General features: G+C 55.2%; 24 protein-coding genes. 11 read left to right on the top strand and 13 right to left on the bottom strand.

Features of this window, described 5'->3' with window-relative positions; all coding sequences use genetic code 11:
• The first annotated feature begins 161 nt into the window (after window positions 1-161).
• Window positions 162-1,379 (top strand): alanine transaminase AlaA, encoded by a 1,218-nt coding sequence (gene alaA, locus ABLV75_RS08750; protein WP_004104085.1) that lies wholly within the window; start codon window positions 162-164, stop codon window positions 1,377-1,379.
• A gap of 87 nt (window positions 1,380-1,466) precedes the next feature.
• The gene (gene yfbR / locus ABLV75_RS08745) at window positions 1,467-2,066 is read left to right on the top strand and encodes a 5'-deoxynucleotidase (RefSeq protein ID WP_004104086.1); all 600 of its coding nucleotides are present in this window, start codon (window positions 1,467-1,469) and stop codon (window positions 2,064-2,066) included.
• Between the two features lie 48 nt (window positions 2,067-2,114).
• Here the strand turns inward: yfbR and ABLV75_RS08740 are convergent, their stop codons facing one another.
• From ABLV75_RS08740 to yfbV, 4 genes are all read right to left on the bottom strand, one after another.
• Window positions 2,115-3,947, bottom strand: a complete 1,833-nt coding sequence (locus ABLV75_RS08740) for an SLC13 family permease (protein ID WP_004104087.1) — start codon at window positions 3,945-3,947, stop codon at window positions 2,115-2,117.
• 76 nt (window positions 3,948-4,023) lie between these two features.
• Complete coding sequence (locus tag ABLV75_RS08735; RefSeq protein ID WP_016808374.1) at window positions 4,024-4,683, bottom strand: sugar phosphatase; 660 nt, start codon at window positions 4,681-4,683, stop codon at window positions 4,024-4,026.
• 11 nt (window positions 4,684-4,694) lie between these two features.
• Complete coding sequence (locus ABLV75_RS08730) at window positions 4,695-5,189, bottom strand: YfbU family protein (RefSeq protein ID WP_004104089.1); 495 nt, start codon at window positions 5,187-5,189, stop codon at window positions 4,695-4,697.
• Window positions 5,190-5,276: 87 nt separating this feature from the next.
• On the bottom strand, window positions 5,277-5,732 hold the full coding sequence (gene yfbV, locus ABLV75_RS08725) for a terminus macrodomain insulation protein YfbV (RefSeq protein WP_004104090.1): 456 nt from the start codon (window positions 5,730-5,732) through the stop codon (window positions 5,277-5,279).
• Between the two features lie 335 nt (window positions 5,733-6,067).
• Between yfbV and ackA the strand changes: the two genes are divergently transcribed.
• Both ackA and pta read left to right on the top strand, forming a co-directional pair.
• On the top strand, window positions 6,068-7,270 hold the full coding sequence (gene ackA, locus ABLV75_RS08720) for an acetate kinase (protein ID WP_004104091.1): 1,203 nt from the start codon (window positions 6,068-6,070) through the stop codon (window positions 7,268-7,270).
• A 200-nt stretch (window positions 7,271-7,470) separates the two neighbouring features.
• Window positions 7,471-9,615, top strand: a complete 2,145-nt coding sequence (pta, locus tag ABLV75_RS08715; protein ID WP_004114247.1) for a phosphate acetyltransferase — start codon at window positions 7,471-7,473, stop codon at window positions 9,613-9,615.
• 47 nt (window positions 9,616-9,662) lie between these two features.
• On the opposite strand, the gene ABLV75_RS08710 is transcribed toward pta, so the two are convergent.
• The 5 genes from ABLV75_RS08710 to ABLV75_RS08690 form a co-directional block, all read right to left on the bottom strand.
• On the bottom strand, window positions 9,663-10,616 hold the full coding sequence (locus tag ABLV75_RS08710) for a transketolase family protein (RefSeq protein WP_004104093.1): 954 nt from the start codon (window positions 10,614-10,616) through the stop codon (window positions 9,663-9,665).
• Entirely contained in the window at window positions 10,609-11,439 is an 831-nt protein-coding gene (locus tag ABLV75_RS08705) for a transketolase (protein WP_004104095.1), read from the bottom strand. Before ABLV75_RS08705 ends, ABLV75_RS08710 begins: the two co-directional genes overlap by 8 nt.
• The gene (locus ABLV75_RS08700; protein WP_004104096.1) at window positions 11,436-12,827 is read right to left on the bottom strand and encodes a PTS ascorbate transporter subunit IIC; all 1,392 of its coding nucleotides are present in this window, start codon (window positions 12,825-12,827) and stop codon (window positions 11,436-11,438) included. The genes ABLV75_RS08705 and ABLV75_RS08700 overlap by 4 nt, the downstream gene beginning before the upstream one ends.
• A gap of 20 nt (window positions 12,828-12,847) precedes the next feature.
• Window positions 12,848-13,120, bottom strand: coding sequence for a PTS sugar transporter subunit IIB (locus ABLV75_RS08695; RefSeq protein ID WP_004104098.1), 273 nt, complete (start codon window positions 13,118-13,120; stop codon window positions 12,848-12,850).
• A gap of 79 nt (window positions 13,121-13,199) precedes the next feature.
• Window positions 13,200-13,643 (bottom strand): PTS sugar transporter subunit IIA, encoded by a 444-nt coding sequence (locus ABLV75_RS08690; RefSeq protein WP_348854925.1) that lies wholly within the window; start codon window positions 13,641-13,643, stop codon window positions 13,200-13,202.
• Window positions 13,644-13,879: 236 nt separating this feature from the next.
• On the opposite strand from ABLV75_RS08690, the gene ABLV75_RS08685 reads away from it, so the two are divergent.
• A complete protein-coding gene (locus ABLV75_RS08685; protein WP_004104102.1) occupies window positions 13,880-14,899 on the top strand; it encodes a LacI family DNA-binding transcriptional regulator in 1,020 nt (339 codons plus the stop codon).
• Window positions 14,900-14,902: 3 nt separating this feature from the next.
• On the opposite strand, the gene yfcD is transcribed toward ABLV75_RS08685, so the two are convergent.
• From yfcD to yfcF, 3 genes are read right to left on the bottom strand one after another with little or no spacing between them, the layout of a single operon-like run.
• A complete protein-coding gene (gene yfcD, locus ABLV75_RS08680; RefSeq protein ID WP_004104103.1) occupies window positions 14,903-15,457 on the bottom strand; it encodes an NUDIX hydrolase YfcD in 555 nt (184 codons plus the stop codon).
• Between the two features lie 58 nt (window positions 15,458-15,515).
• Entirely contained in the window at window positions 15,516-16,067 is a 552-nt protein-coding gene (yfcE, locus tag ABLV75_RS08675) for a phosphodiesterase (protein ID WP_004104104.1), read from the bottom strand.
• 56 nt (window positions 16,068-16,123) lie between these two features.
• The gene (gene yfcF, locus ABLV75_RS08670) at window positions 16,124-16,768 is read right to left on the bottom strand and encodes a glutathione transferase (protein ID WP_004104105.1); all 645 of its coding nucleotides are present in this window, start codon (window positions 16,766-16,768) and stop codon (window positions 16,124-16,126) included.
• Between the two features lie 208 nt (window positions 16,769-16,976).
• On the opposite strand from yfcF, the gene yfcG reads away from it, so the two are divergent.
• The 6 genes from yfcG to ABLV75_RS08640 all read left to right on the top strand — a co-directional run bounded on the left by yfcG (window position 16,977) and on the right by ABLV75_RS08640 (window position 20,553).
• On the top strand, window positions 16,977-17,606 hold the full coding sequence (gene yfcG, locus ABLV75_RS08665; protein WP_004104106.1) for a GSH-dependent disulfide bond oxidoreductase: 630 nt from the start codon (window positions 16,977-16,979) through the stop codon (window positions 17,604-17,606).
• Window positions 17,607-17,671: 65 nt separating this feature from the next.
• Complete coding sequence (gene folX / locus ABLV75_RS08660) at window positions 17,672-18,034, top strand: dihydroneopterin triphosphate 2'-epimerase (protein ID WP_004104107.1); 363 nt, start codon at window positions 17,672-17,674, stop codon at window positions 18,032-18,034.
• A 20-nt stretch (window positions 18,035-18,054) separates the two neighbouring features.
• On the top strand, window positions 18,055-18,948 hold the full coding sequence (locus ABLV75_RS08655; protein WP_004104109.1) for a TIGR01777 family oxidoreductase: 894 nt from the start codon (window positions 18,055-18,057) through the stop codon (window positions 18,946-18,948).
• A 215-nt stretch (window positions 18,949-19,163) separates the two neighbouring features.
• Window positions 19,164-19,418, top strand: coding sequence for a hypothetical protein (locus ABLV75_RS08650; RefSeq protein ID WP_004104111.1), 255 nt, complete (start codon window positions 19,164-19,166; stop codon window positions 19,416-19,418).
• A gap of 3 nt (window positions 19,419-19,421) precedes the next feature.
• On the top strand, window positions 19,422-19,988 hold the full coding sequence (locus tag ABLV75_RS08645; RefSeq protein WP_004104113.1) for a hypothetical protein: 567 nt from the start codon (window positions 19,422-19,424) through the stop codon (window positions 19,986-19,988).
• A gap of 67 nt (window positions 19,989-20,055) precedes the next feature.
• Window positions 20,056-20,553, top strand: coding sequence for a GNAT family N-acetyltransferase (locus ABLV75_RS08640; RefSeq protein WP_004104114.1), 498 nt, complete (start codon window positions 20,056-20,058; stop codon window positions 20,551-20,553).
• A gap of 41 nt (window positions 20,554-20,594) precedes the next feature.
• On the opposite strand, the gene hisP is transcribed toward ABLV75_RS08640, so the two are convergent.
• Window positions 20,595-21,368, bottom strand: a complete 774-nt coding sequence (hisP, locus tag ABLV75_RS08635; protein WP_004104116.1) for a histidine ABC transporter ATP-binding protein HisP — start codon at window positions 21,366-21,368, stop codon at window positions 20,595-20,597.
• Window positions 21,369-21,372: the final 4 nt, after the last annotated feature.

Raw genomic sequence — 21,372 nt, 5'->3', positions numbered from 1 at the left:
AACAAAATCGCCTGACGCCAGGGAAATTGATTAAACCAAAAAAACATGAATAGCAAAATCTTCTCCTGTTAACCCTTCAAAACAGCGGGGATGCGGAGTACATTGTTCCGTGCTGACTTCCACGGCAGGGAGTGGCGATAACAGCTAAAAGGTCAAGGTTCATGTCCCCCATCGAAAAATCCAGCAAGTTAGATAACGTCTGTTACGACATCCGCGGCCCGGTTCTGAAAGAGGCGAAACGCCTTGAAGAAGAAGGCAATAAAGTCCTGAAGCTGAACATCGGCAACCCAGCGCCGTTCGGCTTTGACGCACCTGACGAAATCCTCGTTGACGTCATCCGCAATCTCCCCACCTCCCAGGGCTATAGCGATTCAAAAGGTCTTTATTCCGCGCGTAAGGCCATCATGCAGCACTATCAGGCCCGCGGTATGCGCGATGTGACGGTCGAAGACATCTATATCGGTAACGGCGTTTCCGAGCTTATCGTCCAGGCCATGCAGGCCCTGCTGAACAGCGGTGATGAAATGCTGGTTCCGGCGCCGGATTATCCGCTCTGGACCGCCGCGGTCGCGCTTTCCAGCGGTAAAGCGGTGCATTATCTTTGCGATGAATCGTCCGACTGGTTCCCGGATCTCGACGATATTCGCGCCAAAATCACCCCGCGCACCCGCGGCATTGTGATTATCAACCCGAATAACCCAACCGGGGCGGTATACTCAAAAGAGCTGCTGATGGAGATCGTAGAGATCGCCCGGCAGAATAACCTGATTATTTTCGCCGACGAGATCTACGATAAGATCCTCTACGATGATGCGCAGCACCATTCGATAGCCCCGCTGGCCCCGGATCTGCTCACCGTAACCTTTAATGGTCTGTCAAAAACCTACCGCGTCGCCGGCTTCCGCCAGGGCTGGATGGTGCTTAACGGCCCGAAGAAACACGCTAAAGGCTACATCGAAGGCCTGGAGATGCTGGCTTCCATGCGCCTGTGCGCCAACGTTCCGGCCCAGCATGCAATTCAAACGGCCCTCGGCGGTTATCAGAGCATCAGCGAGTTTATCGTTCCCGGCGGCCGTTTATATGAACAGCGTAATCGCGCCTGGGAGCTGATTAACGAAATCCCCGGCGTCTCGTGCACTAAGCCGAAAGGCGCGCTGTATATGTTCCCGAAAATCGATGCTAAACGCTTTAATATTCACGATGACCAAAAAATGGTGCTCGATTTTCTGCTGCAGGAGAAAGTCCTGCTGGTTCAGGGAACCGCCTTTAACTGGCCGTGGCCGGATCACGTACGTATTGTGACCCTCCCGCGCGAAGACGATCTTGAAATGGCGATTACCCGCTTCGGACGCTTCCTTTCCGGCTACCATCAGCTCTGATTTAGCCTGTCCAGCCGCCGGTATTTGCATCCGGCGGCGATCCCTGCGCACAATGGCACCCGACGTCGTAACTGATTAAGGGTTCCTATGAGTCAGAGTCATTTCTTTGCCCACCTCTCCCGCCTGAAACTGATCAACCGCTGGCCGCTGATGCGCAATGTCCGCACAGAAAACGTCTCCGAACACAGCTTACAGGTCGCCATGGTTGCCCATGCGCTGGCGGCGATTAAAAATCGCAAATTTGGCGGTCAGGTTAACGCTGAGCGAATCGCGCTGCTGGCGATGTATCATGATGCTTCGGAAGTGCTGACCGGCGATCTGCCGACGCCGGTGAAGTATTTCAATTCGCAAATTGCGCAAGAGTACAAAGCCATCGAGAAAATCGCCCAGCAGAAGCTGGTCGATATGGTTCCTGACGAGCTGCGCGACATTTTTGCGCCACTCATTGACGAACATCACTATAGCGAAGAGGAAAAATCCATTGTCAAACAGGCCGATGCGCTTTGCGCCTACCTGAAGTGTCTGGAAGAGCTATCGGCGGGTAACAATGAATTTCTGCTGGCCAAGGGCCGCCTGGAGAAAACGCTGGAATCGCGCCGCAGTCCAGAGATGGACTACTTTATGCGGGTATTTGTACCGAGCTTCCATCTTTCCCTTGATGAAATTAGCCAGGATTCACCTTTATAAATCACTTCCCGGCCGGCGCGCGCCTGACCGGGAATTTTTACAGCGCTATCAAAACGGGAACAGTACCGGGATTAGCAGTACGCACACCACCATCACCATGATGGTAAACGGTACGCCAATTTTGACGAAATCGCTAAATGAGTACTTACCCGGCCCCAGCACCAGCGTGTTCACCGGTGATGATACCGGCGTCATAAACGCCGCAGAAGCCGCCATAGCCACGACCATCGCAAAGGGATATGGCGATACGCCCATCGACTTCGCCGCAGCCAGCGCAATCGGCGCCATCAGCACCGCGGTAGCGGTATTGGAAATAAACAGGCCGATAGCCGCGCACATCACGAACAGGCAGCCCAGCATCAGATAGGGCCCTTTACTCCCCGCCACGTCCATCAGGCCTTTCACAACCAGATCCACCCCGCCGGTTTTCTGCAGCGCCAGGGCAAAAGGCATCATTCCGACGATCAAAATAATGCTCGGCCAGTGGATGGCTTTATAGGCGCTTTCCGCGTTGATGCAGCGGAATTTACCCATCAGCAGGCAGGCAATGATGGCCGCTATAGGGTTAGGTATTTCGTCAGTCAGCATAAGCGCCACCATCAGCACCAGACAGAAAATGGCGTGCGGCGCCTGGCTGTGCGCCGGCGAGGCGTCATTGACCTCAATGGGCATATTCAGCACCACGAAGTCCCGCCCCCGCTTGGCCAGCAGGGCTATCTGCCGCCAGTTGCCAACCACCAGCATGATATCGCCAAGCTGCAGGGGTTCATCGGTGACCGCGCCATCAATGGCTTTGCCATCGCGCTTCAGGCCCACGATGTTCAAATCAAAACGGGTACGAAAAGCGATTTCGCGCACCGACTTGCCAATCAGCTCTGAATCCGGGATCAGAGAGACTTCCGCCATCCCTACGTCCAGCGCCTGATCGGAAAAATATTCACCGCGCAGCACCATCGGCTCAAGCATCTGCTCGCCGCAAAACTGGCGTAAATCAACGTCCGAAGCCGACATATCGATCAGCAAAACGTCACGGGCGCGGAATTCTGATACCCCATTAACGTTCACGATAACCCGCCGAAAGCGCCGCCAGCGCTCAACGCCGATGACGTTCGCCCCATAGCGCTCGCGTAGTTTCAGGTCGTCCAGGCGCTGGCCAATCATCGGCGAGCCGGGGCGAATAGCCAGGCGACGCGCCCTGCCGGTCAGATGATAATCTTTGATGAGATCGCGAAAGGTGCTGCGTTTACGCCCATCTCTGACCTGTTCGCTTTCATCTCCCTTAAGCATAAAGCGCATCACCAGCATATAGAAAACGCCCAGAACCAGCACCACCAGGCCTATCGGCGTGACGCTAAAAAAGCTGAATCCTTGCAGCCCTTCGCGTAATAGTTCGCTGTTGACGACCAGGTTGGGCGGCGTGGCGACAAGCGTCATCATCCCGCTGATAAGCCCGGCAAAACTGAGCGGCATCATTAACCGCGAAGGCGAGGTGTTCATGCGCATTGATACGCTGAGCACCACCGGAATAAAAATGGCCACCACGCCCGTCGAGCTCATAAAAGCGCCCAGCCCGGCAACGGTCAGCATCAAAAAAACCAGCATTTTGGTTTCGCTGTTACCGGCAACCTTCACCAGCCAGGAACCCATTTTAGTGGCAACCCCGGTACGCACCAGCCCATCGCCAATAATGAAAAGCGCGGCAATAAGGATAACGTTGGGATCGCTAAAACCGGAGAAGGCCTCGCTGAGCGTCAAGGTATCGCTGAGGACAAACGCGACAATCACCAGCAAAGCGATAGCGTCCATGCGCACTTTTCCGGTGGCAAAGAGCACGACGGCTACGGCAAGAAGAGATAACACCCAAATCAATTCACCGTTCACAACTTATCCTTGTCAGAAGATGGAGTTGGAAGTTTGGCATAAAAAAGCCCCGCCAACGCGGGGCTAAATCATGAGATTAGTTTTTAAGGCTAACATTCACCTTGCCGTCAGGCAGACGCTCAACCTGCAGGCTTTCCAGCGTCGTTAATACTAAATCCGCTTCATCAAGACGCGGTGCATCGGCGGGTACGTTGACCGCGATAGTCCGACAGCCGGCATTCAGGCCGGAAAGCAGACCGGCAGGGGCATCCTCCACGACGGCGCAATCCGCCGGTGCCAGGCCCAACAGTTCGGCCCCCAGCAGATAGGCATCCGGAGCGGGTTTCCCGTGCTTTACGCGCTCGGCAGTGACGAACACCTCAGCTTCAGGCAGACCTGCGGCACGGTGACGAGCGTGGGCCACGGGTATCGAACCCGACGTCACAATCGCCCAGGGGATCCCGGCTTCATCCAGGGTTTTGAGCAACGCAACCGCACCCGGCAGCGCCGTAACGCCATCGGTATCCGTCGCTTCTACCGTTTCCAGCAGGGTGAATTCAGCCTGAATCTCTTCTTCGCTGCGGCCGGGGAGAAAGTGACGCAACGAGGTGATTGCCTGCTTGCCATGAATGAAGTTCAGCACTTCATCATGAGGGATACTGAATCGATCCGCCCATTTGCACCACGAACGCTCCACCACCGGCAACGAATCGACTAATGTCCCGTCAAGATCAAACAGGAAACCTTTACACTGCACGGGAACCTCCATCAGGCGTTGATAATTTGATTAATTTCGTTACTGCTCAGATGATACTGACGCGGGCAGGCGTGCCAGGTGCTCAGCATACGCTGGTATTTTTCCCACATCGGGGTCTGGGAGTTAAAGCCGTGAGTCCCGGCGTCAAAGTGGCTGTAGCGTCCCTCAACGTTGACCATAAAGCGAACGTAGCCGAGATAGCGAGCTTCAGTGGCAACGTCAAAACCGAGGAATGTGACCCGACGCTCGTCGATTCCGCTGGCGTCCTTCAGGTTGGTCCAGGAGACATGCAGCGCATGATACATCTCCATGATATCAATGATGGTACGACACGTTTCCTCGGTAAGCTGGCCAAACTCGCGGTCCAGCTCGCGCATCTGCAGCCCGTATCCACGCTCAATGATGGTCTGTAGACGGCGATAGCGTTCGGCGTTGTCCGGGTCGAGCATCGTCATCATCTTGTACTGATTCGACAGAATCAGACGTTGCGCATTGGTCATTTCCATTTTTGACTCCTGTTGCACTTTTTACGGCGTGAAAAAAGAAGGCGCATGAATTATGCGCCTTCTTTTATATGCGTTTTCCTGATGCAATTACAAATCATCCAGGAAAGTTTTATCCAGTTGTTTGAAGGCGCGCTTAAGCGTGTCAGCTAAAGCCTGATAATCAGGCTTACCGTCGACCGGCGTTAATGCTTGTCCGGCCTCCTGCAATTTACCGCGCACTTCATAAAACCAGTTTAAAATCGACGGCGGCAGCGGCGTCACCGAGCGCTTGCCCAACCACCATAATCCCTGCATCGGCAGGCTCAGCGCAAACAGCGCGGTAGCCACGGCCGGGCCAAGCTGGCCGCCAAGGGCGATTTGCCAGCACAGCGTGAAAATCGCTACGGGCGGCATGATACGAATCGCATAGCGCGTGGCGCGAATAATACGGTTTTCGATAAACACCGGGGCAAGGCGCTTATCCAGAGGCCAGGTCTTTGCATAATGCTGCCCGTGGCGAAACAAGCCGAAAAAACTTACAGGGCGATTTTCTGGACCAGACATGGCTTACCTCAACTTTACATATAAAACTTAAAAAATTTGTGCAAAACACCAACTGTGTATGACAACGTTCAAAAGATTTTGGCAATGGCGGCCTCAATCAGGTATTCTGTGCGCACCTGAGGGGCGGTTAGACCCTTTTACCAGGTTAGTCAAATTATCGCATATTCTGCCACTGGCTGAAAATTATGCAAAATGACATAAAATCAAATGTACTTCTCCCATCGTGCCGAAAACAGTGCAAGGCATGATGTTAATCATAAATGTCGATGTCATCCTGCGCTACGCTTTGTGACACACTGACGTTTTTTTAGCCACGTATCATAAAAGGTACTTCCATGTCGAGTAAGTTAGTACTGGTTCTGAACTGCGGTAGCTCCTCTCTGAAATTCGCTATCCTTGATGCCGTCAACGGTGACGAATACCTGTCCGGTTTAGCAGAATGTTTCCATCTTCCAGAAGCCCGTATCAAATGGAAAATGGATGGCAGCAAACAAGAAGCCGAGCTAGGCGCTGGCGCTGCTCACAGTGAAGCGCTGAACTTTATCGTTAACACTATTCTGGCACAAAAACCAGAACTGTCTGCTCAGCTGACCGCAATCGGCCATCGTATCGTTCACGGCGGTGAGAAATACACCAGCTCCGTTGTTATCGATGACTCCGTCATTCAGGGCATTAAAGATTCCGCATCTTTCGCTCCGCTGCACAACCCTGCGCACCTGATCGGTATCGCTGAAGCGCTGAAATCCTTCCCGCATCTGAAAGATAAGAACGTTGCCGTGTTCGACACCGCGTTCCACCAGACCATGCCGGAAGAATCTTACCTCTATGCCCTGCCGTACAGCCTGTACAAAGAACACGGCGTACGTCGCTACGGCGCGCACGGTACCAGCCACTTCTATGTGACTCAGGAAGCTGCGAAAGTTCTGAACAAACCGGTTGAAGAGCTGAACATCATCACCTGCCATCTGGGCAACGGTGGTTCCGTTTCCGCTATCCGTAACGGTAAATGCGTTGACACCTCTATGGGTCTGACTCCGCTGGAAGGCCTGGTTATGGGTACGCGTTCTGGCGATATCGACCCGGCAATCATTTTCCATCTGCACGATGCCCTGGGCATGAGCGTAGACGCCATCAACAAAATGCTGACCAAAGAGTCCGGTCTACTCGGCCTGACCGAAGTGACCAGCGACTGCCGCTATGTTGAAGACAACTACCAGGACAAAGCGGATGCTAAACGCGCTATGGACGTTTACTGCCACCGCCTGGCAAAATATATCGGTTCCTACACCGCGCTGATGGATGGCCGTCTGGACGCGGTTATTTTCACCGGCGGTATCGGTGAGAACGCGGCGATGGTTCGCGAACTGTCTCTGGGCAAACTGGGCGTACTGGGCTTTGAAGTTGATCACGAGCGCAACCTGGCTGCCCGTTTCGGCAAGTCTGGCTTCATCAACAAAGAAGGCACTCGCCCGGCTATCGTCATTCCGACCAACGAAGAGCTGGTCATCGCGCAAGACGCCAACCGTCTGACCGCCTGATTCCACACCGCCAGCCATAACCCTAAATAATTCGAGTTGCAGGAAGGCGGCGACGCAGCGAATCCCCAGGAGCGTATGAGGAGTACGTGACTGGGGTGAGCAAGTAAAGCCAACGCACATGCAACTTGAAGTATGACGGGAAGCTGGTGGTGCAGTTTTGTATCCCGCCCGATACTGGCGGTAACGAAAGAGGATATATCGTGTCCCGTACAATTATGCTGATCCCTACCGGAACCAGCGTAGGCCTGACCAGCGTCAGCCTCGGTGTTGTCCGTGCTATGGAACGTAAAGGCGTGCGCCTGAGCGTCTTTAAACCAATCGCTCAACCACGCGCCGGTGGCGATGCGCCAGACCAGACGACGACCATCATTCGCGCGAACTCCGACCTTCCGGCCGCAGAACCGTTGAAGATGAGCCACGTTGAGTCGCTGCTCTCCAGCAACCAGAAAGACGTGCTGATGGAAGAGATCATCGCCAACTACCACGCCAACGCTCAGGATGCTGAAGTGGTGCTGGTTGAAGGTCTGGTCCCGACCCGCAAACATCAGTTTGCCCAGTCGCTGAACTACGAAATCGCCAAAACGCTGAACGCTGAAATCGTCTTCGTCATGTCCCAGGGTACCGATACTCCGGAACAGCTGAAAGAACGCGTTGAGCTGACTCGCAGCAGCTTCGGCGGCGCGAAAAACACCAGCATTACCGGCGTAATCGTCAACAAGCTGAATGCGCCAGTTGACGAACAGGGCCGTACTCGCCCTGACCTGTCAGAAATCTTCGACGACTCTTCCAAAGCGAAAGTCGTGAAGATCGATCCGGCTCAGCTGCAGAACGGTAGCCCATTACCGGTTCTGGGCGCGGTGCCGTGGAGCTTCGATCTGATCGCCACCCGCGCGATCGATATGGCGCGTCACCTGAACGCCACCATCATCAACGAAGGCGACATTAATACCCGCCGCGTGAAGTCCGTGACCTTCTGCGCACGCAGCATTCCACACATGCTGGAGCACTTCCGCGCAGGATCGCTGCTGGTCACTTCCGCAGACCGTCCCGACGTTCTGGTCGCCGCCTGCCTGGCCGCGATGAACGGCGTGGAAATCGGCGCCATCCTGCTGACCGGCGGCTACGAAATGGACGAGCGCATCAGCAAGCTGTGCGAACGCGCATTCGCGACCGGCCTGCCGGTATTTATGGTCAACACCAATACCTGGCAGACCTCCCTGAGCCTGCAGAGCTTCAACCTGGAAGTTCCGGTTGACGATCACGAGCGCATCGAGAAAGTTCAGGAATACGTGGCTAACTACATTAACGCTGACTGGATCGAGTCGCTCACCGCGACTTCCGAGCGTAGCCGTCGCCTCTCTCCGCCAGCCTTCCGCTATCAGCTCACCGAGCTGGCGCGTAAAGCAGGCAAGCGCGTTGTTCTGCCGGAAGGTAACGAACCGCGTACCGTTAAAGCCGCCGCTATCTGCGCCGAGCGCGGTATCGCCACCTGCGTCCTGCTGGGCAACCCGGAAGAAATCACCCGCGTTGCCGCGTCTCAGGGCGTAGAGCTGGGCGCCGGGATTGAAATCGTCGATCCGGAAGTGGTTCGCGAAAGCTACGTAGCTCGCCTGGTCGAGCTGCGTAAGAGCAAGGGTATGACCGAAGCGGTTGCTCGCGAGCAGCTGGAAGACAACGTGGTTCTTGGCACCCTGATGCTGGAGCAAGACGAAGTTGACGGTCTGGTCTCCGGCGCGGTTCACACCACCGCCAACACCATCCGTCCGCCACTGCAGCTGATCAAAACGGCCCCTGGTAGCTCTCTGGTCTCCTCCGTATTCTTCATGCTGCTGCCGGAACAGGTTTACGTTTACGGCGACTGCGCGATCAACCCGGATCCGACCGCTGAGCAGCTGGCTGAAATCGCCATTCAGTCTGCTGAATCCGCAATTGCCTTTGGCATCGAGCCGCGCGTGGCCATGCTCTCCTACTCCACCGGCACTTCAGGCGCAGGCAGCGATGTAGAGAAAGTTCGCGAAGCAACTCGTCTGGCGCAGGAAAAACGTCCTGACCTGATGATCGACGGCCCGCTGCAGTATGATGCTGCGGTAATGGCTGACGTTGCGAAATCCAAAGCGCCGAACTCCCCGGTTGCCGGACGCGCTACCGTGTTCATCTTCCCGGATCTGAACACCGGTAACACCACTTACAAAGCCGTACAGCGTTCCGCCGACCTGATCTCCATCGGGCCGATGCTGCAAGGCATGCGTAAGCCGGTGAACGACCTGTCCCGCGGCGCGCTGGTTGACGATATCGTCTATACCATCGCCCTGACCGCGATTCAGTCGTCCCAGCAGCAAGCATAATCTGCCCGCTGCATGAAAAAAGGCGACCGGGTGGTCGCCTTTTTTATTTACAGCAGCTCGCGCGCCGCTGAGACAATATCATGCGCCGTCAGGCCATACTCCTTCTGCAAGAACTCCTGCGTTCCCACCTGACCGTAGCGCTCTTTCACTCCTACGCGCCGCATCGGTACCGGACAGGTTTCCACCAGCACCTCCGCCACCGCCGATCCCAGTCCATTGTGAATACTGTGGTTTTCGCAGGTCACGATGCGCCCGGTTTTTTCGGCGTAATTTTTCACCAGCATGCGGTCAATGGGCTTCAGGGTAAACATATCAATCACCGCCGCGCTAACGCCTTCCTGCTCAAGCTGGCGCGCCGCCTCCAGCGCTTCCGCCACCATAATCCCATTGGCAATCAGCGTGATATCTTCACCTTCGCGCAGCACATTCCCTTTGCCAATGGTGAACGTTGAACCCGGCGCGTACACGCTCGGCGCCTGTTTGCGAATGGTGCGAACCCAGTAGAAGCCGTCGAGATCGATAAGCTGACGCAGAATCTCATCGAACATCACCGCATCGGTCACTTCCAGCACGACCGAATGCGCCAGGCCGCGCACAATCCCCATATCTTCAAACGACATATGGGTTCCGCCGTTATGGCAGGCGGTCACCCCCGCATCGGAAGCAATTACTTTGACGTTATTCCGCTGATAATCGAGCGACATAAACAGCTGGTCGAAACAGCGGCGGCTGGCAAAAGCGGTAAAGGTGTGCACAAACGGCTTGCGTCCGGTCAACGATAGCCCGGCGGCAGTGCCTATCACGTTGGCTTCCATGATGCCGCAGTTGATGACGTGCTGCGGATGCTCCCGCGCGACGCCGTCCATCGCCATGGAACTCATCAAATCCGCTTCCAGCGCGATGATTGGGCTCTTGTCTGCAATCTGCTCTGCGACGAACCCGGCATAAACCTTACGCATCTCTACGGCATCTTTTTGCCCTGCAGGTGCAAGCTTAATCATGTTCGGCCTCCAGTTGGCGAATTGCCTCGTTTAGCGTCTCTTTCATTTCGCCCGTCAGGCGCAAATGGTGGTTGTTGCTGAGATTTTCGAGATACGGCACGCCCTGGCCTTTCACGCTATCGAGAATGACTACCCGCGGTCGCGCATCGACGGGCGGAACGGGCTGTACCGCAGCCAGCAGTCCGGGAACGTCATCGCCTTTAACGGTCACGACATCAAAACCAAAGGCGCGGAATTTATCTTCCAGATTAAAAGCGCGAATGATCTCATCCAGCCTGCCGTCAAGCTGTAGCTTGTTCCAGTCAACAAACACGGTCAGATTATTCAGGCGATGATGGGCGATAAACTGGAATGCTTCCCAGCACTGGCCTTCATTCAGTTCACCGTCTCCAACGATACAGAACACACGATTCGTCCGTCCCGCCAGCTTATGCGACAGCGCCATCCCGCCAGCGATGGAAATCCCCTGCCCCAGCGACCCCGTTGTAGCGTCTACGCCGCGCGTTTTTAGCCGATCCGGATGGCTTGGCAGCCGCGTACCGTTCTTGTTCAGCGTGCTTAGTTCCTCCATCGGGAAATATCCCTTTATCGCCAGCGTACTATACAGCGCCGGGCCGGCATGGCCTTTCGATAACACAAAGTAGTCGCGCTCGGGCCAGTCCGGATCGGCGGGATCAATTTTCATCACCGCGCCGTACAGTACCGCCAGCGTTTCCACGACCGACATACTGCCGCCGTAGTGGCCGAAACCGAGATCCGTCAGCGATTTAAGGGTTGCGACGCGAATGTCTCGCGCCAGTTTAGTCACTTCTTGCACATTCATGATTTCGCTCCGCTGTTCTCCTGCGCGCCGCGGCCCACAGATTTCTTTTTCGCAAAAACGTTGTACGCCACCAGCAGTACGAACAACGCCACAACCAGGCCAGTTATCGCAAACGGCGACAGATAGCGGGCCAGGTTACCCAGCACAATGCCGACGACGCCGAAATCAGCATCCGAGAAAGTGGTGTTGGCAAAACCAATCGCCCCCAGTACAGGAAGGAGCAGCACCGGCAGGAAGGTGATCAGCAGACCGTTGGCAAACGCGCCGATCATTGCCCCGCGCCGCCCGCCGGTCGCGTTGCCAAACACCCCAGCGGTCGCGCCGGTAAAGAAATGCGGCACCACGCCGGGCAGAATCAACACCCACTTAAATTGCCCGCAGAGGAACAGCCCGACCAGCCCGCCGAGGAAGCTAAACAGGAAGCCAATCAGTACCGCATTGGGCGCATAGGGATAAACAACCGGACAGTCCAGCGCCGGACGGGCATTGGGCACCAGCTTTTCCGAAAACCCGGTAAAAGCCGGTACGATTTCCGCCAGAATCAGGCGTACCCCTTGCAGGATGATGAACACCCCGGCAGCGAAGGTGATCGCCATAATGATGGCGTAGACCAGGTAGTTCTGGCCGCCGCTGAAGGTGCTTTCAACGTATTCACGCCCTGCGCTCACCGCCATAATCAGATAGATGATCATCATGGTCAGCGAAATAGAGATGGAGCTGTCGCGCAGGAAGCTCAGGTTTTTCGGCAGGTTCATCTCTTCTGTTGAACGCGAGCCTTTACCGCAAACGCTACCGATCCACCCCGACAGTACGTAGCCCAGAGTGCCGAAGTGGCCGAAAGCAATGTCATCGGTTCCGGTAATACGCTTCATATAGCGCTGGGCCAACGCCGGGAAGAATGCCATGACCAGGCCAAGGATCAGCGAACCGGTAAATACCAGCCCGACCCCCTCAAAACCCGCCACGGTGAGAATCACGCCAATCATGCAGGCCATATAGAAGGTGTGGTGCCCGGTGAGAAAAATGTACTTCAGGCGCGTAAACCGGGCGACCACAATATTTGCCACCATCCCAAACGCCATAATCAGCGCGGTTGAAGCACCATATTTTTCCAGCGCAATAGAAACTATCGCCTCATTATTAGGGATAATTCCCTGAATATTAAATGCGTGTTCAAACATCCCCCCCAATGGATTCAGCGAGCCGACTAATACCGTCGCACCACCGCCGAGAACGATAAAGCCCAGAATAGTTTTAATTGTTCCCTTCACAACGTCGGAGAAAGATTTTTTTTGCGCCACCAGACCAATTAACGCAATTAAACCGACCAGTACTGAAGGGACTTTAAGAATATCAACAACAAAATTCAGCGTTTCAAGGATAAACATATCCACCTCGCTATAAATAGTTATTGTCTGGCGAACCACGCGCGCAGCTGCGCTTCGAGTTCATTAATATCGATGATGTTAGTAATCACCACCAGCTGGCTTTCCGGTACGCTGGCGCTGGCAGCAATATCTTTCGCCATCACAAACAGATCCGCCGCGCCAGGAGTTGCCGACGACAGATCGGAGTGCTCTACCTCGGCCTCGATTTCGAGCTTTTTAAGCACTTTTTTAATATTCATTTCAACCATAAAACTGCTGCCCAGGCCAGAACCGCAAATTGCCATAATTTTCATTGTTATCACCTTTTTTGGGTAGAGTAGGTCCGCATCACGCAGGCGCGTAATGTCCGATAAGTCGGATGTTTAAATTAACTCAGAAGCGTGCGATGATTTTTTTAATCTCCTCAAGGCCGGTTGCCTGATGTAATTGATGCATATCTTCATCGCTGGAAAATAATTCCGCCAGAGCCGCGATCATTTCGAGATGGCTATGTTTATCCGGTGCCGCAAGCATAATGATAATATCAACCGGGTCGAACTCCTCAGAGCCAAACGATACGCCCTGTTCCAGTTTCAACAGCGATAGTCCTAAGCCCTTTGCCCCCTCCTCTGGCCGCGCATGCGGCATCGCCAGTCCCGGCGCCAGCACGTAATACGGCCCCAGCCTGCGATGCTGCTCCACGATCGCCTTCACGTAAGCAGGTTCGATAACGCCGGCCTCGAGCAGCGGCCAGGCGCAGATATCCAGCGCCTGGGGCCAGCTGTCTACGTTCTGCCGCAGCGCAATGGTGGCATCAGAGAGCCATGTGTTGAGCATTTTATCCCCCGTCTTTTAGCAAAAGATGGGCAAACTTTATGCAAGCAGGGAAGAGTTATCTGCGAGAACGATCACAAAGATAGCGCTACCAAAAAGGAACATTCAGATTTGTGATAGCGCTATCAATTCACAATCATCCTGTGAAAACGCAGCAAAAAGCCCCGGTTAAGGCGTATACTCCCTGACACGTGAAGGAATGGATGAAAATAAAAAACGTCTGTTTAGCAGGAATATGTATGTCTCTAACCCGAAAACGGCGTAGTACCGGTAAAGTGACGATCGCCGATGTTGCTCAGCTGGCAGGTGTGGGAACCATGACCGTATCCCGCGCGCTTCGCACGCCGGAACAAGTTTCCGATAAACTCCGTGAAAAAATCGAAGCGGCGGTGCAAGAACTCGGGTATATGCCTAACCTCGCCGCCAGCGCCCTGGCATCAGCCTCTTCAAGAACTATCGCGATGGTGGTCCCCAATCTGGCGGAGGCGGGCTGCTCAGCGATGTTTGCCGGGCTTCAGCAGGTACTACAGCCGGCGGGTTATCAAATCATGCTCGCGGAATCGCAGCACCGTCTTGAGCAGGAAGAAAAGTTGCTGGAAACGCTGCTGGCTTCGAATATCGCCGCCGCCATTCTGCTTAGCGTTGAACATAGCGATACCGTACGCCACTGGCTGCAAAACGCCTCGATTCCGGTGGTGGAAATGGGGGCGATGCGCGCCGATCCTATCGACATGAATATCGGCATTGATAACGTAGCGGCGATGTTCGAGCTGACGGAGATGCTCATTCACCGCGGCTATCAGAATATCGGTCTACTGTGCGCCAATCAGGAACAGTGGATTTTTCAGCAGCATTTGCAGGGGTGGTACAAGGCCATGCTGCGCCATCATATGTCGCCTAACCGGGTGATTAACGCTGCGCTACCGGCCAACTTTTCCACCGGCGCTTCGCAGCTGCCGGAGTTTTTGCTGGCATGGCCAGAACTCGATGCGCTGGTCTGCGTTTCCGATGAGCTGGCATGCGGGGCGCTGTATGAGTGCCAGCGTCGGCGTATCAAGGTGCCTGATGATTTAGCCGTCGTCGGCTTTGGCGACAGTGACGTGAGTCGGGTGTGCCAGCCGCCGTTAACGACCATGGCTGTGCCGCACCACAAGATTGGTATAGAAGCCGGGCGAGCCCTTCTGGAGCGTTTTAATGAGGGAAACTGGAGCGACAGGAAACCCATCGCGTCCAGTTTATGCATGCGGGATAGCTGCTAAAGGCTATTCCGCCTCTTCCTGTTTTTCGGCTTTTGTTGGCTCATTGTTGGCATTGCGGGTCATCCACAGCGCCAGCGCTTTTAATGAATCCGGAGTGAACTCATCGCAGCGGGCGGTGATCTCTTCCGGCGTCAGCCAGCACACTTCGCTCACTTCTTCTTCTTGCAGCGCGAACGGTCCGTGCGATACGCAGCTAAACAGACCGCCCCAGACGCGGCAGTGCTTATCTTCGTAGTAGAACTGCCCGTGGTCAGCGAAGGGCACGCCGGCAATGCCGAGCTCTTCTTCCGCCTCGCGGCGCGCGGACTCCAGCATTTGCTCATCAGCCTGCACTACGCCACCGGCGGTGGCGTCCAGCATGCCCGGCTGGAAATCTTTCGTTTCGGTACGACGCTGCACCAGGATTTTGCCCATCCCATCATGAACAACAATGTAGGTCGCGCGATGACGCAGACACTCCGCGCGCATTTGTTCGCGGCTGGATTGTGCTATCACCTCGTTGTTTTCATTAACAATATCGACCCATTCTGTGCTTGCCAAATGATTCTGTTCCGCCATCAGGAAACCTTACTTTTTAAAGCGCTCTCGCGGCGCGTCTATACGATTGAGGGGTAAATTACGGGTAAATTGCGACCTCTGCAATAACCTGATGATCATCGAGTGCTAAAACCTGCAATCGCCCCTCGTTCAGAAGACCGTAGCTGGCGGTAAATCCCCCTTTAGGGATGCTGACCGAGCCGGGATTGAAGAGAAAAATCTCGCCGCGTTTCTCGGCTACCGGAATATGAGTATGGCCGTAAGCCAGCACATCGCCAGCGGCGAGTGGAGGCAAATTATCGGGGCTGTACAGATGTCCGTGAGTGAGAAACAGGCGGGTTCGCTCGCTCAAAACCTGCTGCCAGGGGGCGGTTATGGGGAAATGGAGCAGCATCTGATCGACTTCGCTGTCGCAGTTGCCGCGAACGGCAATCACCCGCTCCGCTACGCGGTTTAACGCCTCTGCGACCTGGGCCGGGGCATAACCTTCAGGAAGCGCGTTACGCGGTCCGTGATTCAGCACATCACCGAGAATAACCAGCCACTGCGCCCCGCTTCGCGCGAACAGCTCAAGCACGCGTTCGGCTGCAGGTAGAGAGCCATGGATATCCGAGGCAAACATCAGCTTCATACAATTCATCTCCACGCATTACGATGCCGCTATGATAACGGAACCGCTGACGCTTATCAGCCCGCTCGTTTGGCTGAGAGTGCGACGTAGCGCTGGACTGACGCTCGCTGCCACTGGAAGGTGGCATAATCAGCCAGCGCGGTCGGAACCTCATCGCCGTTCAGAACCAGACGATTGAGCATCAGCGCAAGATCGGTATCGGCTATAGACCATTCGCCAAATAAATTCTGCCCGCCATGGGATAGCAGAACGCCAGCCGTTTCAAACAGCTTGCCGGCGCTTTTTTTCCCGGCTTCGCTGAGCGGCGGTTTCTTTTCTCCGGCAAAAACCACGGCCGTCGAGCGTTCTTCACGAATCGGCATTAAATCGCTACGCAGCCAGGCCTGCACTTGACGCGCCCGCGCGCGCTTTTGCAGGTCATGCGGATACAGCCTCTCCCACTCCGGAGGCGCGAAGCGTTCATCGAGATATTCGGTAATCGCGGAGGATTCGCTCAGGAAGAACTCACCGACCTCCAGCAGCGGTACGCGCCGCGTCACGCTGTAGCCTTTCCAGCCGCTTTGCAGATGCTCGCCGCTGTCGAGATCGACGGTTTTTAGAGTAAAAGGCAGGCTCTTTTCCTGCAGGGCAACGTACACGGACATCACATAGGGCGAGAAAAAATCGGCGTCGGACCACAGGGTAATCGCGGACTGGCTCATAGCATCCTCAATGGCTAATGTAATGGGGCGATAAGCCAACATAGCCTGTCTTTCAGAAGATGTCACTGACCGTCGCCTTGAGGATCTTACATACTTAATTGCGGTGAACTTGCCTGGCAAAAATCATCCCGGATTCGGTTAGCCTGCCGAATAACGTCAGTTCACCTATACTCGAAAAGTTTGCGACCCGTAACGGCGAGGGATTTTCATGATCGATCTTTACTACGCACCCACTCCCAATGGCCACAAAATCACGCTCTTCCTCGAAGAAGCTCAGTTGGCCTATCGTCTCATCCGGGTGGATATCGGCAAAGGGGAGCAGTTCCAACCCTCCTACCTTGCGATTTCGCCAAATAACAAGATCCCGGCGATCGTTGACCATGAACCCGCCGACGGCGGTGGCCCGTTAAACCTGTTTGAGTCCGGAGCAATCCTGCTCTACCTTGCAGAAAAAAGCGGCAAGTTACTGAGCGGTGAGCTCCGCGAGCGCCACGCTACGCTCCAGTGGTTATTCTGGCAGGTCGGCGGTTTAGGGCCGATGCTCGGGCAAAACCACCACTTTAACCACTGCGCCCCGCAGGCGGTACCCTATGCCATCGAGCGCTATCAGGTTGAAACTCAGCGGCTGTACGGCGTGCTCAACCGGCGCCTTGGCGAGAGCCCCTGGCTGGGCGGCAACCACTACAGTATCGCCGATATCGCCTGCTGGCCGTGGGTGAATGCCCATCAGCGCCAGCGCATCGACCTCGCCAGTTTTCCGGCGGTTCACAACTGGTTTGAACGCATTCGTCATCGCCCGGCGACCGTTGAGGCGCTTCTGAAAACAGAAGCCTGGTAACCCCCTGCTCGGCCGGGAAGCTTTGATGTATGATGGCGGAAATTACTACCCGGAGGAAGCCTGCAATGTCTCAACCAGACGCCATTATTCGAATTAAGAACCTGCGCCTGCGTACTTTTATCGGAATTAAAGAGGAAGAGATCGCCAACCGCCAGGATGTGGTGGTCAACGTCGCTATCCACTATCCGGCGGAGAAATCACGCAACAGCGAAGATATTAACGATGCGCTGAACTACCGCACCATTACTAAGCGCATTATTAGTCATATCGAAAATAACCGCTTTTCTCTACTGGAAAAATTAACTCAGGATGTGCTCGACATCGCACGCGAACATCACTGGGTCACATATGCTGAAGTAGAGATCGACAAACTGCATGCACTGCGCTACGCCGATTCCGTCTCCATGACGATGAGCTGGCGGCGCTAGATGCATCTTCGGGAGGCGCTATGAACGTTCTGCTTACTGGCGGTACCGGCCTGATTGGCCGGCATCTGATACCCCGGCTGCTGGAGCTGGGGCATCGCGTAACGGTTTCAACCCGCAGCCCTGAAAAGGCGAAAAACCGCCTCGATTCTCGCGTCACTCTGTGGCGCGATTTTGAGCATCAGGTGAATCTTAACGGTTTTGATGCCGTCATCAATCTGGCAGGCGAACCTATCGCCGATAAACGCTGGACGGCGGAGCAGAAGCAGCGCCTCTGCCACAGCCGTTGGGATATCACCCAAAAGCTGGTCACCCTAATCAACGCCAGCGACGCGCCGCCCGCGGTGCTGATTAGCGGTTCAGCCGCCGGCTATTATGGCGATCTCGGCGAAGTTGTCGTCACCGAAGAAGAGCCGCCGCATAATGAGTTTACCCACAAGCTTTGCGCCCGCTGGGAGCAGATTGCCTGCGAAGCGCAGAGCGATCGCACCCGCGTATGCCTGCTGCGTACCGGGGTGGTGCTGGCGCCGCGAGGCGGCATTCTGGCCAAAATGGCGCCCGCCTTTAAGCTTGGCCTCGGCGGCCCTATCGGCAGCGGCAGACAGTATCTGGCCTGGATCCACATCGACGATATGGTCAACGGTATACTGTGGCTGCTTGATAACGACCTGCGCGGGCCGTTTAATATGGTTTCCCCTTACCCGGTTCGTAACGAGCAGTTCGCTCATGCGCTGGGCCATGCGCTAAACCGTCCGGCGATTTTCCGCGTCCCGGCGGCGGCTATTCGTCTGCTGATGGGAGAATCTTCCGTTCTGGTACTCGGCGGCCAGCGCGCGCTGCCTAAACGCCTGGAAGCGGCCGGATTTGGCTTTCGTTGGTACGATCTGGAAGAGGCGCTGGCCGACGTGCTGCGGTAGTCCAGGTCTCTCAGGGAGAGTATCGCTCTCCCTGATTAATTAATTTGTTGAACCCGCCTCGCAGCGCGCAAAAATCACCATTCCTCTGTCGCCTTAACTGTGAATCTTATTCCAGTGATATGTCTTTCACTCTGCCATAACCCCTGTGTGTAATTTAACACCACCACACCGTTGACATTCGTCAACAACTTATTCAACATTACCAGGATGAATTGATGAAGGAACATCCGGATAAACATATCAGAGCAGCTATTGACTACTCGCTGGCACGGGGCTGGATTTTTATCACTGGCGGCAAAAGCGTTCACTGTTTTGGCAGGTTGATGTGTGGGACGGCCCGGCACCGGGAACATATGATGAGCATCTGGTCAACGCCTGCGGTACCCATTAACCACGCCAGGCAAATTATCAGAATGGTCGACCGCTGCCAGCCGCCTGCCTCGGGTCAGCTTAACCACAAGAAGGATTAAACAATGGCGCTGTATAATTTTACGCTCACCCTCTCCGGCGTAACTTCTCGTACCGTGGGTCTGGAAGATGCACTGCATGCCGCAGGCTGCGCTGACGCCCTGGTCTGTTTTTACGGAACGGCGGTCTATCTGGAGTTCGATCGCGAAAGAGACTCTCTTGAGCAGGCTATTCTGTCAGCCATTGCTGATATCGAATCCGCTCCGGCTCTGAATGCGCGAGTCGAATCCGTCGATTCCGCGCTGGTAGGATTAAGCGATATTGCCGAACTCACCGGCCTGACGCGACAGGCCGTCGCCTTATTGAAAGATGGCGCGCGAGGCTCGGGCCAGTTTCCGGGACCGGTGCAGCGCGTTAAAGGCAATTCGCCGCTATGGCGCTGGAAAACCATCGTTGGCTGGCTGGTAACGGAGGGACGACTTGCTGAAGACTCAGCGCTGGTCGCCCACGCCGAGGTGCTGGACGATCTCAATCTGGCGCTGCAGCTGAGGGCTACGCGGGAGAGCAAAACCGTGTTGCACTATCTTAGCGGGCTGGAAAGTCAGCGCCAGGCTTCACCGACGGTTGCTTAAAGGCATAAACATTCCGCGGCTTTATGGTGTTAAGGTGGCGGAAGAATCCACTTGTATGGACTGCTTTATGATAACACTCACCACTCCGCGCCTGCGTCTCTCTGGGTTTAACGCATCCGACTGGCCTTTTTTTCTGCGCTTACGGCGAGATCCAGAAGTGATGCGCTATATGGGAGAACTTCTTGAGGAGCCGGCGCTGCGGACGCTGTTTGAGTCCCGCTGCGCAGACCCTGGCGTATTCGTTTTACGTGATGCCAGCGGCGCGGCAATTGGCGATATCGGGCTGCGCATCAGCAGTAAAAACCCGCACGAAGCGGATGTCGGATACGCACTCCTGCCCGAAGCTCAGGGGAAAGGGTACGCCAGCGAAGCGCTAAAAGCGATTTGCGACTACGGTTTTCAGCAGCTCGGCGTTCACGCCATCAATGCCTGGGTGCTGGGCAGTAACGCTGGTTCCTCTCGTCTGCTGGAAAAACACGGTTTTATCCGCATTCAGGTGCTCGAAAAAGCCTATCGCCTGAACGGAATTGATTACGACGACTGGGTATATCGGCTGGAGCGTTAGCCGCCCCGACGGAGAGTATTCCGCCGGGGGCAGGACAGGGATTACTTTAAAGAGCCTTTCAGGAACTGCTGCAAGCGCTGGCTTTTCGGATTACCGAAGACTTCGTCAGGGTGCCCCTCTTCTTCTATCTTGCCCTGATGCAGGAAGATTACGTGAGAGGAGACGTGGCGCGCAAAGCCCATCTCATGGGTGACCACGACCATGGTTTTCCCCTCTTCAGCCAGCTGCTGCATAATGCGCAACACTTCACCCACCAGTTCAGGATCAAGCGCCGACGTCGGTTCATCAAACAGCAGCACATCGGGTTCCATCGCCAGCGCGCGGGCGATGGACACGCGCTGCTGCTGGCCGCCGGAGAGATGCACCGGATATTTAATCTGCTGGCGTTCGTCAATCCCCACCTTCGCCAGATATTTCACCGCCCGCTCGCGCGCTTCCTGTTTGCTCAGGCCCAAAACCTGAATCGGCGCTTCCATCACGTTTTCCAGCACCGTCATATGGCTCCAGAGATTGAAATGCTGGAACACCATCGTCAGGCGAGTCCGCAGCAGACGCAGTTGGTTCTTATCCGACACCTTGAGCTGACCGTCTTTATCACGAACCAGACCAATGTTCTGCCCGTTAACCACAATTGTCCCTTCGCTGGGCTTTTCAAGAAAGTTAATGCAGCGCAGAAAGGTGCTTTTACCGGAACCGGATGAGCCAATAATACTGATCACGTCCCCGGCTTTCGCCCGCAGCGAAACGCCTTTCAGCACCTCGTGTTCGCCGTAACGTTTATGCAGATCGATTACATTTAATTTATTGTCGGACATGGCG

It is taken from the genome of Klebsiella sp. CN_Kp066, assembly GCF_040065135.1.
GTDB lineage: Bacteria > Pseudomonadota > Gammaproteobacteria > Enterobacterales > Enterobacteriaceae > Klebsiella > Klebsiella oxytoca.
This window is presented reverse-complemented; position numbering and strand designations above follow the sequence as displayed.

Coding starts and splice junctions, on each gene's coding strand:
- ABLV75_RS08640 (WP_004104114.1), top strand. CDS start 20,056: ATGATAACACTCACCACTCCGCGCCTGCGTCTCTCTGGGTTTAACGCA.
- ABLV75_RS08705 (WP_004104095.1), bottom strand. CDS start 11,439: ATGAATGTGCAAGAAGTGACTAAACTGGCGCGAGACATTCGCGTCGCA.
- ABLV75_RS08700 (WP_004104096.1), bottom strand. CDS start 12,827: ATGTTTATCCTTGAAACGCTGAATTTTGTTGTTGATATTCTTAAAGTC.
- ABLV75_RS08730 (WP_004104089.1), bottom strand. CDS start 5,189: ATGGAAATGACCAATGCGCAACGTCTGATTCTGTCGAATCAGTACAAG.
- yfbV (WP_004104090.1), bottom strand. CDS start 5,732: ATGTCTGGTCCAGAAAATCGCCCTGTAAGTTTTTTCGGCTTGTTTCGC.
- yfcE (WP_004104104.1), bottom strand. CDS start 16,067: ATGAAGCTGATGTTTGCCTCGGATATCCATGGCTCTCTACCTGCAGCC.
- ABLV75_RS08690 (WP_348854925.1), bottom strand. CDS start 13,643: ATGCTCAACACATGGCTCTCTGATGCCACCATTGCGCTGCGGCAGAAC.
- yfcD (WP_004104103.1), bottom strand. CDS start 15,457: ATGGCGGAACAGAATCATTTGGCAAGCACAGAATGGGTCGATATTGTT.
- ackA (WP_004104091.1), top strand. CDS start 6,068: ATGTCGAGTAAGTTAGTACTGGTTCTGAACTGCGGTAGCTCCTCTCTG.
- ABLV75_RS08685 (WP_004104102.1), top strand. CDS start 13,880: ATGTCTCTAACCCGAAAACGGCGTAGTACCGGTAAAGTGACGATCGCC.
- yfcF (WP_004104105.1), bottom strand. CDS start 16,768: ATGAGCCAGTCCGCGATTACCCTGTGGTCCGACGCCGATTTTTTCTCG.
- yfbR (WP_004104086.1), top strand. CDS start 1,467: ATGAGTCAGAGTCATTTCTTTGCCCACCTCTCCCGCCTGAAACTGATC.
- ABLV75_RS08655 (WP_004104109.1), top strand. CDS start 18,055: ATGAACGTTCTGCTTACTGGCGGTACCGGCCTGATTGGCCGGCATCTG.
- ABLV75_RS08710 (WP_004104093.1), bottom strand. CDS start 10,616: ATGATTAAGCTTGCACCTGCAGGGCAAAAAGATGCCGTAGAGATGCGT.
- hisP (WP_004104116.1), bottom strand. CDS start 21,368: ATGTCCGACAATAAATTAAATGTAATCGATCTGCATAAACGTTACGGC.
- ABLV75_RS08695 (WP_004104098.1), bottom strand. CDS start 13,120: ATGAAAATTATGGCAATTTGCGGTTCTGGCCTGGGCAGCAGTTTTATG.
- ABLV75_RS08650 (WP_004104111.1), top strand. CDS start 19,164: ATGAAGGAACATCCGGATAAACATATCAGAGCAGCTATTGACTACTCG.
- alaA (WP_004104085.1), top strand. CDS start 162: ATGTCCCCCATCGAAAAATCCAGCAAGTTAGATAACGTCTGTTACGAC.
- yfcG (WP_004104106.1), top strand. CDS start 16,977: ATGATCGATCTTTACTACGCACCCACTCCCAATGGCCACAAAATCACG.
- ABLV75_RS08645 (WP_004104113.1), top strand. CDS start 19,422: ATGGCGCTGTATAATTTTACGCTCACCCTCTCCGGCGTAACTTCTCGT.
- folX (WP_004104107.1), top strand. CDS start 17,672: ATGTCTCAACCAGACGCCATTATTCGAATTAAGAACCTGCGCCTGCGT.